Annotated in this window: 15 protein-coding genes and 1 pseudogene; 6 read left to right on the top strand and 10 right to left on the bottom strand. The window is 73.8% G+C overall.

What is annotated here, in order from left to right:
• Positions 1 to 91 precede the first annotated feature (91 nt).
• On the bottom strand, positions 92 to 451 hold the full coding sequence (locus tag ACIRVF_RS24750) for a DoxX family protein (RefSeq protein ID WP_402821652.1): 360 nt from the start codon (positions 449 to 451) through the stop codon (positions 92 to 94).
• A gap of 12 nt (positions 452 to 463) precedes the next feature.
• Positions 464 to 958 (bottom strand): cupin domain-containing protein, encoded by a 495-nt coding sequence (locus tag ACIRVF_RS24745; protein WP_402821649.1) that lies wholly within the window; start codon positions 956 to 958, stop codon positions 464 to 466.
• A gap of 81 nt (positions 959 to 1,039) precedes the next feature.
• Here ACIRVF_RS24745 and ACIRVF_RS24740 point away from each other — a divergent pair, with 81 nt between their 5' ends.
• A complete protein-coding gene (locus tag ACIRVF_RS24740) occupies positions 1,040 to 1,891 on the top strand; it encodes a LysR family transcriptional regulator (protein ID WP_402821646.1) in 852 nt (283 codons plus the stop codon).
• Here the strand turns inward: ACIRVF_RS24740 and ACIRVF_RS24735 are convergent.
• The 5 genes and pseudogenes from ACIRVF_RS24735 to ACIRVF_RS24715 form a co-directional block, all read right to left on the bottom strand.
• Positions 1,879 to 2,259 (bottom strand): annotated as a pseudogene (locus ACIRVF_RS24735) (TetR-like C-terminal domain-containing protein); the annotation flags it as partial. The gene ACIRVF_RS24740 and the pseudogene ACIRVF_RS24735 sit on opposite strands and share 13 nt — an antisense overlap.
• Before the next feature lie 126 nt (positions 2,260 to 2,385).
• On the bottom strand, positions 2,386 to 2,676 hold the full coding sequence (locus ACIRVF_RS24730) for a hypothetical protein (protein WP_402821643.1): 291 nt from the start codon (positions 2,674 to 2,676) through the stop codon (positions 2,386 to 2,388).
• Positions 2,677 to 2,878: 202 nt separating this feature from the next.
• Positions 2,879 to 3,016 carry a hypothetical protein gene (locus ACIRVF_RS24725; protein WP_402821640.1) on the bottom strand — a complete coding sequence of 46 codons (138 nt, stop codon included), beginning with the start codon at positions 3,014 to 3,016 and terminating at the stop codon, positions 2,879 to 2,881.
• 334 nt (positions 3,017 to 3,350) lie between these two features.
• Positions 3,351 to 4,112: a carbonic anhydrase gene (locus ACIRVF_RS24720; protein WP_402821637.1), complete on the bottom strand. Its 762-nt coding sequence runs from the start codon at positions 4,110 to 4,112 to the stop codon at positions 3,351 to 3,353.
• Between the two features lie 192 nt (positions 4,113 to 4,304).
• Positions 4,305 to 6,692 (bottom strand): helicase-associated domain-containing protein, encoded by a 2,388-nt coding sequence (locus ACIRVF_RS24715; RefSeq protein ID WP_402821634.1) that lies wholly within the window; start codon positions 6,690 to 6,692, stop codon positions 4,305 to 4,307.
• A gap of 486 nt (positions 6,693 to 7,178) precedes the next feature.
• Between ACIRVF_RS24715 and ACIRVF_RS24710 the strand changes: the two genes are divergently transcribed.
• Entirely contained in the window at positions 7,179 to 8,138 is a 960-nt protein-coding gene (locus ACIRVF_RS24710; RefSeq protein WP_402821631.1) for an alpha/beta hydrolase, read from the top strand.
• Between the two features lie 11 nt (positions 8,139 to 8,149).
• Here ACIRVF_RS24710 and ACIRVF_RS24705 read toward each other — a convergent pair whose 3' ends face one another.
• Both ACIRVF_RS24705 and ACIRVF_RS24700 read right to left on the bottom strand, forming a co-directional pair.
• The gene (locus ACIRVF_RS24705; RefSeq protein ID WP_402821629.1) at positions 8,150 to 8,521 is read right to left on the bottom strand and encodes a fic family toxin-antitoxin system, toxin component; all 372 of its coding nucleotides are present in this window, start codon (positions 8,519 to 8,521) and stop codon (positions 8,150 to 8,152) included.
• Entirely contained in the window at positions 8,518 to 8,670 is a 153-nt protein-coding gene (locus ACIRVF_RS24700) for a hypothetical protein (RefSeq protein ID WP_402821626.1), read from the bottom strand. Before ACIRVF_RS24700 ends, ACIRVF_RS24705 begins: the two co-directional genes overlap by 4 nt.
• A 250-nt stretch (positions 8,671 to 8,920) precedes the next feature.
• On the opposite strand from ACIRVF_RS24700, the gene ACIRVF_RS24695 reads away from it, so the two are divergent.
• From ACIRVF_RS24695 to ACIRVF_RS24680, 4 genes are all read left to right on the top strand, one after another.
• Complete coding sequence (locus ACIRVF_RS24695) at positions 8,921 to 9,508, top strand: SMI1/KNR4 family protein (protein ID WP_402821623.1); 588 nt, start codon at positions 8,921 to 8,923, stop codon at positions 9,506 to 9,508.
• A gap of 968 nt (positions 9,509 to 10,476) precedes the next feature.
• Positions 10,477 to 11,580 carry a bifunctional DNA primase/polymerase gene (locus tag ACIRVF_RS24690; RefSeq protein WP_402821620.1) on the top strand — a complete coding sequence of 368 codons (1,104 nt, stop codon included), beginning with the start codon at positions 10,477 to 10,479 and terminating at the stop codon, positions 11,578 to 11,580.
• Complete coding sequence (locus ACIRVF_RS24685) at positions 11,577 to 13,274, top strand: phage/plasmid primase, P4 family (protein WP_402821617.1); 1,698 nt, start codon at positions 11,577 to 11,579, stop codon at positions 13,272 to 13,274. Before ACIRVF_RS24690 ends, ACIRVF_RS24685 begins: the two co-directional genes overlap by 4 nt.
• The gene (locus ACIRVF_RS24680) at positions 13,271 to 13,675 is read left to right on the top strand and encodes a DUF6009 family protein (protein WP_030556097.1); all 405 of its coding nucleotides are present in this window, start codon (positions 13,271 to 13,273) and stop codon (positions 13,673 to 13,675) included. Before ACIRVF_RS24685 ends, ACIRVF_RS24680 begins: the two co-directional genes overlap by 4 nt.
• An 83-nt stretch (positions 13,676 to 13,758) precedes the next feature.
• Here ACIRVF_RS24680 and ACIRVF_RS24675 read toward each other — a convergent pair whose 3' ends face one another.
• Positions 13,759 to 14,181 (bottom strand): hypothetical protein, encoded by a 423-nt coding sequence (locus ACIRVF_RS24675; protein ID WP_402821612.1) that lies wholly within the window; start codon positions 14,179 to 14,181, stop codon positions 13,759 to 13,761.
• Positions 14,182 to 14,261: the final 80 nt, after the last annotated feature.

Raw genomic sequence — 14,261 nt, 5'->3', positions numbered from 1 at the left:
GTCCGGAACCCGGCGCCCGACGGCCGGGACTGCGCCGGTGGCCGTTTCCCCGCCTCCGCGCCCGCCTCCGTGCCCGCCTCCGCGTGGGAGGTCACAGCCCGGTGGCCAGCCACACGGTCACGGCGGCGGTGACGACGAGCCCGGTGTTGAGGGCGATCCGGCGGTCACCGCCCGTCAGGTGGACGGCGATCGCGCCGGCCTGCAGGAGTACGAGGCCGACGGCCGCTGCCGGCGCCAGCGGGACGGCGATGCCGGTCAGCGGCGGCAGGACCAGGCCGGTCGCGCCGAGCACCTCGACCGCGCCCAGCGCCCTGACGGCGGGCAGGGGGACGCGGTCGACCCAGGCCATCATCGGCCGGAGCCGATCGCGGCTGCGGATCAGCTTCAGCGTGCCGGCGTAGAGGTAGAAGAGCGCGAGCAGTCCCGCAACGGTCCAGTAGACGATGTTCATGGTTCCCGGGCCTCAGGCGGGGTCGTCGGCGGGCTCGGTCGCGTAGCGGCTCATCGCGTCGAGGTTGGCCCGGGGGGTCAGCGGCCGGCCGCCGTCGAGCGCCTCCTGGAGGTCCCGGAAGTACTGCACGTACAGGTCGGGGGTGAAGGTGCTGAGCATCACGGCGGGTTCGTCGGTCGGGTTGGCGAAGGTGTGCGGGATGCCGGGCGGGACCACCACCAGCGTGCCCGCGGGGGCGTCGTGGTCCTCCTTCCCGACGGTGAACCGCACCGTGCCGGAGAGGACGTAGAAGCCCTCGTCGTGCCGGCCGTGGCGGTGCTGCGGCGGTCCCTGGGTGTGCGGGGCGAGGACGGACTCGGCGATCGCGAGGCGGTGCCCGGTGTGGCTGCCGTCCTCCAGGACGCGCATGCGCGTGGTGCCCAGAACGATCGTCTCGCCCTCGCCGGGGCCCACCACCGACAGGGCGGGACCGGTCTGCGGCTCGCTGCTCCTCATGTCTTCGGTCATGCCCACGAGTCCACCGCCCCGGGCCCACCGGCGTCCAAGACCCGTTCCGCTCCCCCGATACCCCCTGGGTATCGTTGCAGCGTGGAGCTACGCACCTTGCGCTACTTCGTGGCCGTCGCCGAGGAACTCCACTTCGGCCGGGCCGCCACCCGACTGCACATCAGCCAGCCGCCGCTGAGCCGGGCGATCAAGCAGCTGGAGGCCGAGGTCGGGGCCCTGCTGTTCACCCGCTCGCCCACGGGGGTCACGCTCACCGCGGTGGGCTCGGTGCTGCTCGACGAGGCGCGGGGCCTCCTGGAACACGCCGACCGCGTCCGGGTGCGGGTCAACGCGGCGGCCGGGGCCGCGACCCTCACCGTCGGCATCCTGGGCGACGGCACCGACCCGGGTGTGGCCAGGCTGGCCGCCGCCTTCCGCCGGAGCCACCCCGGCGTCGACATCCGCGTCCGCGACACCGACCTGACCGACCCGACCTGCGGGCTGCGCACCGGACTGGTCGACGTCGCGCTGACCCGGGCGCCCTTCGACGGGACCGCCCTGACGGTGAGTGCGCTGCGGGCCGACCCGGTGGGCGTGGTCCTGCGCGCCGACGACCCGCTGGCCCGCCGTGACGGGCTGCGCCTGGCCGAGCTGGACGACCGCCGCTGGTTCCGGTTCCCGCCGGGCACCGACCCCGTCTGGCAGTCGTACTGGAACGGCGGCAGGCCGCGCGAGGGCCCGGTGGTGCGCGCCGTCCAGGAGTGCCTGCAGACCGTGCTGTGGAACGGCACCGTCGGCCTGGCCCCGCTCGGCCACGAACTGCCCGCGGAGCTCGCCCTGGTGCCGCTCGTCGACATGCCGCCGAGCCGGGTGGTGGCGGTGTGGAGGGCGGGCGACACCAACCCGTTGATCCGGTCCTTCGTCAGGACCGCGACGGCCGCCTACCGCCGCTGAGCGGCTCGGCGCACCAGCGGCAGGAAGAGCGTGTCGACGATCTCTTCGAGGACCTGGTCGGGTACGGCGGCGAAGGTCGTCAGGAACTCGTGGCGCAGCAGGTCGAAGGGCAGGGTCTTGAGGCGTTCGGTGAGGTGTTCCGCGCTGATCTCACCGCGGGCGACGGCACGGTCGTAGATGGCGTCGAGGGCCTGCTTGCGGCCGGTCTCGGAGGGGTCGAACAGGTCGCGGGGGCTGGTTCCGGTCTCCTGGTGGTAGCCGGCCAGGTAGACGCTCATGACGGTGACGAGCTGGACGCGGGTGGCGTTGATCTCCCGCATGAGGGTCAGGACGTCCTCGCGCAGGCTGCCGGTGTCGGGGGCGGTCAGGACGCCGCTGCCGGCGCGCAATCCGCCGAGGCCTGACCACCCGTCGGAGGACGGCGCGAACGGACGGTTCGACCTCACCGTCGCCACGGCCCGGAGCAGGAGAACGGACCTGCGACCGGCCCCCGGTCAGTCGCCGACGAACCACAGGTACCGGTGCGGCGCTCGCTCGACGACCCCGCACAACGCCCGGGCCTGCTCGACCCACTCCCCGCCGCACGCGTCCGGCAGCCAGTCGAGTTCCGCCAACAGCAGCGGTAGCTGCCTCCGGTTGAAGACCGCGTCCCCGCACGGCGTCAGGGCGAAGAGCATCGGGAACAGCGTCGGATCCAGCTCGGCGAAGGCGGCCGTCCACTGCACCCCGGCCCCGGCCCGAGCCACCACGCCCCCGCCGTCGTCACGCACCTGCAGATTGATCATCCGCCGAGGTTATCGGCGTCCCGCGCTCGTCAGCGAAGGAAATCGACGGCCACGGGCGCCGCGTCCCCGGCCGTGGTACGGCGGGCCGGCCCGCCGAAGCCCTGGGTGGCCGCGCCGTTCACGCGTGGACGTCCCAGTCGGCGGGCAGGCGGAGCGTCTCCTGCGCCTGCTCGGCGAAGTCCGGGGCGGCGACCTGGGCGACCTAGGCGCCGACGGCCTCGCCGGACAGCCAGCGGAGGTCGACCGGGGTGTCGGCGGGCCAGCGGGCCGTGACGACCATCGTCTGGGAGGAGATCGAGCCGGGGGTCCACGGGCTCCGGGTCGCCCCCCGCTTCGCCATGGGGCACCGGGCCATCCGCTGTGCACCCCGCACGGCAACCTGCTGCGGGACCCGCTGCCGTTCGTCGACGACGGGACCGTACGGCGGATCGCCCGGCTCGGCGGGGTGGACGCGATCTCGGCCGGCCAACCGCACTACTACCACTGCCACGCGGAATGGAGCCGGCGCCTCGGCGACGTTCCGTTCCACGTCGCCGCCGAGGACCGGCCCTGGCTCTTCCGTCCCGCCGCGACGGTGCGGTTCTTCCACGACCGGACCGGCCCGTTCCGCGGAGTGCAGATCTTCCGCTGCGAAGGACCGGCCGTAGGGCGGCGCCCGGTCCCCCGCCGAGCGGTCAGGGTGCCCCGGACAGGACCTCGACCGCGCCGGTGTCCAGCGAGTAGTAGGCGCCGACGACGGCGAGGGAGCCCTTGGCCACCAACGGGGCCAGGTCCTGGTTGGAGCGCAGGTCGGCCGCGGTCAGCGTGACCTGGGCGCGGGACATGGTCTCGACCGGGTCGGCGCCGCCCTCCCGGACCGTCTGGTCGTACGCCGGTCGCAGGGCCTTGGCGATCGCGTCCAGGTTGCCGGGCAGCGGCTTGCCGTCCCGGAAGGACTCGTACGCCGCCTTGACGGCGCCGCAGCGCTGGTGCCCGAGGACCACGATCAGGGGGGTGCCGCTCGTCATGGGCCCGTACTCGACGGAACCGGTGACCACCGGGCCGACCGCCTCGCCGCCCGTGCGCATCACGTACAGGTCGCCGAGGCCGGTGTCGAACAGCAGCTCCGGCGGGACCCGGGAGTCGATGCACGACAGGATCGACCCGAAGGGCTCCTGCTCCTGGGCCACCAGCTGACGCCGGTTCGGGTCGCGGTCGGGGTGCTTGAGGTCACCGCTGACCCAGCGCTTGTTGCCGTCCATCAGCCTCGTGAACGCCGCGGCGGGCGTGGTCGGCCGGGCTTCCGACGAAGCGCTGCCGCCCGTGGGCGAGGCGGGAGAACCGGGCGGGGCGGGCGAGTCCGCCCTCGTCGTCGTACACCCCGCGAGCGCCACCGCGGCGCTCGCCAGCCCGCCGGCGAGCAGCGCTCGACGACTCGGGCGATCGGCTCCCTGCATCGGTTCCATCTCCTCACTGCCACGCGGATCCGTCGTCCGGTGTCCGGACCAGGCCGATTGTTCGGCCTGGTCCGGGCGCCGGAGCGGCAGGCGCAAGCGGGCGCGGGCCACATTGCTGCGGACGGCCCACAGGACCCGCCACCCGCCGGGGTCAGCCCGTCCGGCGGCCCCGGTGGCGGCCCCCAGCGGCAGCTAGGCGGGCATCACACCGTGGATGCGGGAAATGGTGAACACCCGGGCGTCCTCGCGCAGGTGGCACCAGGCGTTCAGGTAGGGGGCGTCCAGTTCGAGCCCGCTGAGGGTGCGGACGGTCGCGTTGCCCGAGGTGGCGACGTACTCGATCGTGACGGCCCGCCGTTCGTCGACGGCGTGGGCCAGCTGGCGGACGTCGGTGAAGGTCAGGTTGCGCGCGTACCCGGCGATGATCTCCTCGGTGTCGCTGGCGTACGGGCGGCCGTCGTACGGGTCGGGCTCCGCGATGTCCTGGGGGGCGTCCCGGAGCCGGGCGGCGAGGGCGCGCAGGTCGACGGGCGTTCCCGCGGTGGCGGCGCGTGTCCCGGTCTGACGCGCGGTCGTCCGACGCGTGCCCGTCTGACGCGCTCGGGAGCCGGCGCGGGAGGTGCGCGGAGACGGGATCGGGTCCGCCGCGCGGTGGTGCAGGGCCCGTTCGATCCGTACGGTCCCGTCGGGCTGCTCGGCGACGGGGGCGTAGCCCGCGGCGCGCAGGGCGGCGAGCGTCTCGTTCGGCGGGGTCCGGCTGATCAGCACCGTGGGCGCCAGTTGCCGCAGGCCGAGGGGGGCGAGTTTGCGGTGGGCGGCCAGTTCGGCGAGGAGGGCGGGCTCCTGGCCGTGGATCACGCAGGCGGCGGAGACGACGCGCACCCGGCCATGGCGGCGCGCGGTGTCCTGGATCAGGTAGGAGAGGGGCTGGGGAAGCCGGTCGACTGCGGCGACGACGGCCAGGTCGGCCGTGAGGGCGTCCGGGGTGAGGCCCGCGTCGAGGGCGCGGCGCACGCTTGCCGGGCTGAACCGCCAGACGGACGCCGCGCCGACGCTTTCCCGGTCCGCGACGGAGTCCAGCAGGGCGGCGAGGTCCGCTGACGGTGTGCCGGAGACCACGGCCGTGAGGTCGCTGCCGAAGCGGGCGGTCCCGGTGGCGGCGGGCAGCAGCCGTCGGCAGGCATCGGCCACCGCCTCGGTGTCCCGGGCGTTCAGGGGGTTCAGGCTGTCCTGGGCGTTCAGGGCGTTCAGGGCGGAACCGATCGGGGACAGGGTCCCGAGGGCGAGCGCGCCGAGCAGTTCCGCCTCCCGGATCAGGGTCGCGAACGGCGTGGCGTCCTGGGCGGGTTCGTCGGCGAGCGGGCGCAGCCACCCGAGCAACGCGCCCAGGTCGGCCGGGTCCGCCGCGCCCTCGCCGGCCGGAAGCCGGGCCGCGGCCGCGAGCAGCCCGTGCCGGGCCTGGACGCAGCCTCCGCAGGGCTCGGTCCCGGCGAGCGCCGGCACGGCCTTGCCGTCCTCGTCGCGGCCGGTGCCCGGGGTCCGCGGAAGCTCCCACCACGCCCGGAGCAGCGCGGTGACGCGGTCGGCCGGTTCCTGGGCTGCCCAGGTGTCGTAGGCGGCGGTCGCCGCGATGCGGTCGCCGTCCCGGGCCAGCAGCCCGGCCGCGCCCGCCGTCTCCAGTACGAGGCGCACCGGGAGCTCCTCGCACTGCGCCGCCCTGCCGATCCGCGACAGTTCGCGGGCGCCGACCCCGCCCGACTTGAGCCGGGTCGGCGGAGCGGCGGCGCAGACCCCGAGGACGGAGGTGGCGTGGGCGTCGAAGGCCATCGCGGCGGCCGCGGCCTCCCGTTCGACCTCCGGGGCGGTCACGGGCACCGACCGCACCCCGGGCGGGGCGGGCGTGAACGGGGCGTGCCAGTCGGGGCCGCGCAGGGCGAGTGCGACCTCCGCGGGCATGCGGGCGGCCCCGTACCGGTGGCGGTCCTGGATCAGCAGCCCGCGCTCCAGCGCCCAGCGGCTGCCGGGCTCGGAGGCGTCCAGCAGTCCCCCGAACACCACGAAGTCCTGCCGCTCCGGAGCCTCGTGCGCCCGCCGCCGGAGCAGTTCCCGGGTGGCCGCCGGCGCCTTGGCCACCAGCGCGGCGACCCGGTCCGGATCGCCGTGGTGGCCGACCAGCGCGGCCAGCCGCTGCTGCTTGTTGTTGGCGGCCGGCTTGACGCCGAGCTTCACCAGCACGCGCGCCAGCTCGTCCGAGGTGATGTGCGCCACGAGTTGGGCCAGTGCCGCGTCCAGCCCCAGGGGCTTGCGCCAGGCCGACCGCAGCGGCCCCGCCAGGTGCAGCAGGCCCTCGCCGTCCGGCCACACCAGCGCACGATCGGCCAACTCCTCCAGCACGGCCGTCAGTCCCCGGCCCCGTTCCCCGTCCCTCGCGTCCAGGAGGCCGGCCAGGTCGTCCCGGGACCGTGACCGGGGCTCCAGGGCGGCGAGGGCCTCCGCCACCTGCAGGCACGGCAGCGTCAGCCGGGGCAGCACCAACGCCACCGACGCCGGACGCTGAAGACGGTCCGCCAGTTCACCCACCGACCGCGGCTCCGGAGCCGCCACCGCGTCCGGGCGCGCCGCCAGGACCCGCTCCAGCGCGGACGTGTCCAGACCGTGCAGCCGTACGGCCAGCGCCGATCCGCTCTTCTCGCCGATGGGGACACCTCACCGTGTTGGGACGAACGGCAACCCGTCCACGAGACCGGCCGGGAACACCAGGATGGCCCATTGCGAGGGGTGGCCGCGACCACCGGGGACACAGCCGAGCCGGCGGTGCTACGGCACCCCGCTTCGCTCACTTCCTGCGCTCGCCCTGGCCGCCGGCAGTCTGCGCGAACGACGGAACCGGGTGATCTGCCCCCCGTCAACTACGATGATCATTTTTGCTTGGGCCGGCCGACCGGGGGAAGCGGGCCGACACCCACCACCGCCCGCGGCCGCGCACACGAAGCCGAACGGTGCACCGAACACCGCGCACCGAACGACGAACCGAACGACGAACCGAACGGCGAAAGGCGGACGCACATGACCGCACACACCAGCAGCACCACTGAGCAGCCCTCAGCGGATCCCGACGGCCGTCCGCTGTCGCGGCGGCGCCTGCTGCGGATCGGGGCGGGCGTCGCGGGCGGCGGCGCCCTGCTCGGGGCCGCTGCCGGGGGCGGAGTGCTCGCCGGGTGGCTGCCCGGTGGGGTGACGCTGAAGAAGGCGCTGGGCATGACCGGGACGGACGGCACGGTGCCGGACGTGGTCCCGGGGCCCGTGCGCGTCGAGAAGGTGCGTTCGGCGGCGCGGGGCCGGGAGGTCACGATGGTGACCATGCTCCCGCCCGGTGCCGCGGCGAGCACGAACCTTCCGGTCTGCGTCCTGCTGCACGGCCGCGGCAACGACGCGCAGGGCATGGTGGCGCTCGGGGTGCCTCAGTTCCTGGCGGCCGCGGTCGGGAGCGGCGTGCCGCCGTTCGCCGTCGTCGCGGTGGACGGCGGCGACGCCACGTACTGGCACCGGCAGACCCCCGGCGACGACGACCCGCAGGCGATGCTCCGCGAGGAGCTCCCCGGCTGGCTGCACACCCGCCAACTGCCCACGCCGCGCGCCGTGACGGGTATCTCCATGGGCGGCTCGGGCGCCCTGCAGTACGCCGTCGGACGCACCCTGGCCGGCCGCAACCTCGACGCCGTGGCGCTGCTCAGCCCGGCCGTCTTCCGCGCCTGGGCGGACGCCCGCACCACCGGCGGGTACGCCGACGAGGCGGACTGGCAGGCCCACGAGCCGACGCTCCGCCTGGACCAGCTGCAGACCGGCGCCCTGGGCGTGTGGTGCGGCCAGGAGGACCCGTTCTGCCCCGCTGCCCGCCAGGTCGCGCGGCAGGCGCGAGCGCGGGTTGGGCGGTTCCCCGACGGGGAGCACACGGACGGCTTCTGGCGGCGGGTGATGCCCGACGCGATGTCGCTCCTCGGCCACGCGCTCGCCACCGCCGCCTGAGCGGAATGCCGTCAGCGGTACCAGGTGCGGATGACGGCCGCGGCCTCCCGGACGTCGGCGTGGCCCGCGCGGATGCGGGTGGCGAGGTCGACGGCCTGGTGGGGGTCGGCGGTGACGATGACGCCGGAGGCGCTGAGGTACGAGGCGGCGACCACGGCGGCGAAGTGCTCGTTGGCGGACTCCAGGGCGGGGACACGGATCAGCTGGTGCATCAGCGCGGCGGCGCGCTGGTTCACGGCCTCGTAGACCGGGACGCCCATGACCTCGTCGGCGTGCCGGGCGACGGCAGCGGCGAGGGTTCCGTAGTCGGTCACGTCCGGGTCGCCGGGTACGAACTGGTGGGCGATGTCGAGCAGCCAGGCCCGGTCGATCCGCAGGATCACGCGACGTCCGCGGTGGCGTCGCGGGCCGGGACCGGGACCGGGACCGAGGTCCGGGCCGGAAACCAGGCCGGGTAAGGGTGGGAGTCCGGCTCCAGAACCGTCCTCCGGGCCTGCGCGGCGTTCTCCGTCCGCGCGGTCAGCTCCGTCATGTGCGCGAGCGTAGCGGTGTGTAGCGAGTGCTACCAAAGCGCCGTGGATTCCGGCTCGTTCGGCGGGGCCCTCCGTGGCCCTCCGGGGCCCGCCAGAGCCCCGGAGGGCAATCGGACCACGCCGTCGATGCGGGCGACCCGAGGACCCTCTTCCCCGCCCCGGGGAACGCCTTCGCCGCCCCGGGGCGGTCGTACTCCGGGGCACCACGCGACCGCCGTCGTGTCACAGCGGTCTGGGAGGCTCTGGCTCATGATCGATCTTCCCCGTACCGGCATCAGTCCGGTGTTCGCCCCGGTGAGCGAGTCCTGGAGCGTCATCGACGCCTGGTTGGCCGAGTTCGCGCCCGTCAGCCTGGCCGACCTGCGCCCGCCCGCGACGCCCGAGGCCATCGCACGGGCAGAGGAACAGCTCGGCCTCGCGCTCCCCGCCGACCTGCGCGAGTCGCTGCTCTGCCACGACGGGGACGATTCGTACCTCACCGTCCTGCCCTGCGGGCCGCTGTACTCGACGGACCGGATCGTCGAGATCCGCGACATGCGGATGAGCATCTGGGACGCCGATGACCCGGACCAGCAGGAATCCCCGTGGTGGGGGACTCTGTGGATTCCGTTCGCGGGCAGCGACGGTGACGAGCACTTCGTGGACGCGGGTCCCGGCACCTGGCACAACCACCTCGGCCGGGCCTCCCACGACGAGGCCGCCCACTTCACCGGCTGGCCGAGCCTCGCCGCATGGCTGCACCACATCGCCCAGGCGATGCTGCACCACGACGACCGTGGCTGGGTCGGGCCGGCCTACCGGCCGATGCTCCCGGGCGACGGGACGGTCGACTGGTAGGGCCGGCCGCCGCAAGGCCGTCAGGCCGTGGTGGACCGGCGGGCCCACGGTCGCTCCGGCCGTCGGTTCCGACGGGCTCCTGTCGCGGCGATCCGGCGGCGGAGCGACCGGCAGGAAGGAGGCCTGGCCGGGATCGGCCCGGGGCAGGGCTGCGGAGGTGGCCTCATGTCCGGGCCAGAGTCGCTTGGGTCGCTTCGGTAGCTGGTCTGCCGGGTCGGATCCCTGTTCTTCCAGGCGCGGACGGCTTCCTGTCCGGCGGACAGCGACCGAGCGGTCCGAGCTACCGGAGCTACCGAAGCGACCCAAGCGACTGAAGCGACCCAGCGCCGGAGGAACTCCTGCGGGACCGCGAGCCGCAGGCGTCTTCCTCGGTCGGCGGGCCCGGAGCTACCGAAGCGACCCAAGCGACCGAACCAGCGGCTCGCACCCGGCCCTGACACGCGCGACACGCCGAGGCCCAGGCCCCCAGAGACTCAGTCGCTTTCGGTCGCTGGGCTTCAGTCGCTGGACAAAACCCCAGGTCAGAGCCTATGGACCTACCCCAACAGCGACCCAAGCGACTCAAGGTCGGGTATATGAAGACATTCCCGTGTGCGTGTGCGCGTTATAGACCCGGGCTTCAGTCGCTTCAGTCGCTGTTTGCTGGGAAAATCGGCTCCGACCTGGGGAAACGTCGGTGGACCGAAAACAGCGACCGAAGCGACTCGGTCGCTGCCGTGGCGTTCGGTCGCTCAGTTTCCCCGCAAGTACCGGCAGTCCGGGACCGTATGTGCTCGCTCGGCTAGTCTGTGTGAGCTATCTTCTGGACTTCGGTCGCTTCAGTCGCTGATCCGGCGCCCTCCAGTGCTCTGACCTGGCTTTTTGCCGTCAGCGACTGAACGAGCGACCCAAATCCGGGCAGCTACTCAGCTACCGAAGAAGCTGAGTGGGAGCTGCAGCAGCTACCGAACCAAGGGGAAGGGACCAGCGTGACGGCGCCGAAGGCCGTGGGGAGCGACCGAACGGAGCGTCAGCCGGACGCGCTGGCGGTCGCGCGCTGGTGCGCAGCCCAGGGATGGCCCGTCCATCCGCTGGCGCCCGGGCGCAAGACCCCGCCGGCGAACTGCCAGCCCTGCCAGGACTCCCCCCACTCCCCCGCCGACTGCCCGTGTCCCCGGGTCGGTCGCTGGTGCCACGGTTTCCACGCCGCCACCACCGACCAGGACGTCATCGGCGCCTGGTGGCGGGTCAACCCCGGCTTCGGCACCGGAGTCGCCTGCGGCCCGGCCGGCCTGGTGGTCATCGACGTGGACAGCCACCCGGCCGACGTCCCCGCCCGGGACCGGATCCTGCCCGGGATCCCGATCCACGACCGGGTCGACCTCGACGGCCTGGAGAACGGGTACCACACGCTCGCCCTGCTGGCCGCCCTGCGCAAGGCCCCCGACCCCTGCGCAGACACCGGAACCCTGCGCGTGCGCACCCCCTCCGGTGGTCTGCACATCTGGTACCGCGACGACGCCCACCACCGCTTCACCTGTTCCACCGGCTCCTCCACCGGCCGGGCCCTCGCCTGGCAGGTCGACGTCCGCGCCCACGGCGGCTACATCGTCGCGCCCAGCACCGTCACCACCAGCGGCACCTACACGCCGCTGCCCGGTGCCACCGTCCCGGCCCCGCTCCCCCGGTGGCTCGCCGAGGAACTCATCCGTACCGGCCACCTCAAGGACCGCCCCCAGCAGTCCGGCAGCCCGCTGCCGGCCGTCCCCGACCGGGCCCGCCAGGCCGTGATCGCGGCGGGTGGCGGTCGGCGCGGCGCCGAGAAGGTCCTCGACACCGTCCTCCAGGACGTCACCGACTGCGCCACCACCCCCGAGGGAGCCGGGTTCACCGGCAAGCTCAACCGCGCCGCCTACACCGTCGGCGGCCTCGTCTCCGCCGGACACCTCACCCACGCCGCCGCCGAGCGGCTGCTGACCGACGCCGCCCGCACCGCCCGCCCCTCCCAGGACCGGCAGAGCTCAGCCGTCATCCGCTCAGGCCTCGCCGCCGGGGCCCGGCAGCCCCTGCACGTCGGGAGGGCGCGAGGATGAGCGACAGCCCCCGCAAGAGGACGGTCTTCGACCCCGTGGCCGCTGCCCAGCAGATCCTGGAGTACCCGCCCGTCCCCGGGCCCGCGCAGGCTCCCTGGCACGGCACAGCCGTCCAGGAGAGCCTCCTCGACGCGCCCGTCGCGCCCGGCCCTGCCGCTGCCCCCGGTCCTGGTCCCGGCGTTGCTCCTGGTCCCGGCGTTGCCCCCGGCGTGGCTTCGCACGGGCCGGTCCAGCCGTTCCACGGCTCCCAGGAACCGCAGACCGCTCAGGTCCGGGCGGGCTCCAAGGCCGGCCCGCAGGCGAGCCAGCACGGCCTGCTGCCCGACTCCCTCTCCGACCGCGGCAACGCCAAGCTCTTCGTCCACCTCTACGGACGCGACTACCGCCACGTCCCCGGCATCGGCTGGTACCGCTGGGCCGCCCACCGCTGGCAGCTCGACGAGGACGACACCGTCCTGTGGGCCGCCGGTGAGATGGCCGAGAGCATCGCCACCCACGACGCCCGCGGCCTCTACACCAACACCGACCTGCGCCGGCACCGTCGCCGCGCCCTGTCCACCTCGGGCATGAACGCCATGCTCGCCCAGGCCAAGTCCGCCCCCGGCATGGTCCTCAACGCGGCTCTGCTGGACGCCGACGCCTACGCCCTGTGCACCCCCGGCGGCGTCGTCGACCTGCGCACCGGCGCCATCGTCCCGCCCGACCCCAAGGTCCACCACCACTCACGCTCCACCACGCTCGCTCCCGCCCGGATGCCCACCCCGCGCTGGGACCGCTTCCTCACCGACACCTTCGGCGACGACAAGGAAGGCCGCCAGACCCGCGACTTCCTCCACCTGCTGCTCGGCTACTCGATCAGCGGCGACGTCGGCGCCCAGGTCATGCCCTTCCTCTACGGCCAGGGAAAGAACGGCAAGTCCGTCCTCCTGGACGTCATGATCCAGCTGCTCGGCGACTACGCGGACGCGGCCCCGCCCGGCTTCCTGATGGCCAAGACCTTCGACGGCCACCCCACGGACCTCGCCGAACTCCACGGCCGGCGCATCATCGTCTGCTCCGAGCTCAAGCCCGGCGACCGCTTCGACGAGGCCCGGGTCAAGCTCCTCACCGGCGGCGACAAGATCAAGGCCCGCCGGATGCGCCAGGACTTCTTCTCCTTCGAGCCCACCCACAAGCTCTGGCTGCTCGGCAACCACCGCCCCGAGGTCGGCACCGGCGGCTTCGCCTTCTGGCGCCGCATGCGCCTGATCCCCTTCGAACGGGTCGTCCCCGAGGAACGCAAGATCGACAACCTGGCCCACGTCCTCGTCGCCGAGGAGGGCCCCGGTATCCTCGCCTGGCTCATCGACGGCGCGCGCCGCTACTTCGCAGGTGAGAAGGACCTGGCCGGGCCCCAGGCCGTCCAGACCGCCACCACGGCGTACGCCGAGACCGAGGACCACGTCGGCCGCTTCCTCAAGGAGGCCTGCGTCACCGGGGAGGGCATGCGTGCCGAACAGTCCCAGCTCTTCGGCGCCTACACCCGTTGGTGCGGCTTCGAAGGAGCCAATCCCGTATCCGGCCGCGCGTTCGCCGCACGAGTCCGAGAGACACTGGGTATGACCTCTCCCAAGGAGATGGTCCTGTCCAACAGCCGCAAGTACTACCCGGGCATCGGCCTGATCACCGACGACACAGAGGAGCAGAACGCGTGAGCGCGCTGATCGACCCGGCCGAGCTCGCCCACGAAACCGACCTCGTCTGGCTTGAGGACACCACCGACCTCGACTACGTGCGCCAGTCGCTCGACCGTCTCACCACCCGACGCGGCCGTCCCGCCTACCACCGCGACGGCCGTATGGTCGGCTACGCGATCCTCGGCCCCGACGCCAAGTCCTCCCGCGCCTCCGGCACCTTCCGCCGCCGCGTCTTCTGGCTGCTGCCGCACGACCGCGACCAGGACCCGGACGGCCTCTACACCACCGGCGCCCCCTCCGAGGCCGTGGACCCGCGCACCGTCGCCCCGGGCGTCAAGGGCTACAAGACCGAGCGCTCGGAGGGCGGGCCGGCCTCACCGGCCATGCTCGAACTGGGGATAACGCTGCCGAAGGCCTGAGGGCCCCGGAACCGTGCGGGGGGCGACCAGGACTCCCTGGGCGCCCCCCGCACAGGTGCCTTGCCGTCGGCGGGCGGGCGCGGCTACTTCTGGAGCGCCGGTCGGCCGGACAGGAGGCTCTCCAGGAACTGGCCGCCGCTGCGCTCGGGGAGGGGAACGCTCCGGCGCTCCGAGGGCTCGGGGCGGGTCCGCAGGACCTGGGTCCGCGCTTCGGTTCCTTCCTCCGCCCGCCTCTCGGGTTGCTTCTCGGGCTGCTTCTCGGGTTGTGCCTCAGCCTGGGCCCGTGCCTCGGCCCGGCCGGAGACCATGACACCGAGGGCATCGGCGATACGGGTCATCGACTGGGGCTGCCCGGGCTGGTCCTCGACCCTCACTGCTGCCGCCGGGCCCGGCGTCGTACCCACCGCCGTACCCGTCGCCGCAGCCGCACCGCGCAGCCGACTGACCTCCGCCTCCAGCGTCTCCAGCCGCGCCCGCAGGTCGTCCAGCTCGCTCTTCTTCCCCATGCTCCAGGACCCTCCCCGGCCGTTCACGGCCCTCTGACGTGCTGTTCCAGCCTATCCGGGCCCCTCCCCTGTCCTCACGG

It is taken from the genome of Kitasatospora sp. NPDC101157 (genome assembly GCF_044768255.1).
Lineage (GTDB): Bacteria > Actinomycetota > Actinomycetes > Streptomycetales > Streptomycetaceae > Kitasatospora.
The sequence above is the reverse complement of the archived record's forward strand: the minus strand, read 5'-3'. Positions and strand labels throughout refer to the sequence as shown.

What these genes read in the sequence shown, in the direction of transcription:
- ACIRVF_RS24730 (WP_402821643.1), bottom strand. Translation starts at nt 2,676, where the DNA reads ATGATCAATCTGCAGGTGCGTGACGACGGCGGGGGCGTGGTGGCTCGG.
- ACIRVF_RS24750 (WP_402821652.1), bottom strand. Translation starts at nt 451, where the DNA reads ATGAACATCGTCTACTGGACCGTTGCGGGACTGCTCGCGCTCTTCTAC.
- ACIRVF_RS24700 (WP_402821626.1), bottom strand. Translation starts at nt 8,670, where the DNA reads ATGACGGAGCTGACCGCGCGGACGGAGAACGCCGCGCAGGCCCGGAGG.
- ACIRVF_RS24695 (WP_402821623.1), top strand. Translation starts at nt 8,921, where the DNA reads ATGATCGATCTTCCCCGTACCGGCATCAGTCCGGTGTTCGCCCCGGTG.
- ACIRVF_RS24720 (WP_402821637.1), bottom strand. Translation starts at nt 4,112, where the DNA reads ATGCAGGGAGCCGATCGCCCGAGTCGTCGAGCGCTGCTCGCCGGCGGG.
- ACIRVF_RS24725 (WP_402821640.1), bottom strand. Translation starts at nt 3,016, where the DNA reads ATGGCGAAGCGGGGGGCGACCCGGAGCCCGTGGACCCCCGGCTCGATC.
- ACIRVF_RS24675 (WP_402821612.1), bottom strand. Translation starts at nt 14,181, where the DNA reads ATGGGGAAGAAGAGCGAGCTGGACGACCTGCGGGCGCGGCTGGAGACG.
- ACIRVF_RS24710 (WP_402821631.1), top strand. Translation starts at nt 7,179, where the DNA reads ATGACCGCACACACCAGCAGCACCACTGAGCAGCCCTCAGCGGATCCC.
- ACIRVF_RS24685 (WP_402821617.1), top strand. Translation starts at nt 11,577, where the DNA reads ATGAGCGACAGCCCCCGCAAGAGGACGGTCTTCGACCCCGTGGCCGCT.
- ACIRVF_RS24745 (WP_402821649.1), bottom strand. Translation starts at nt 958, where the DNA reads ATGACCGAAGACATGAGGAGCAGCGAGCCGCAGACCGGTCCCGCCCTG.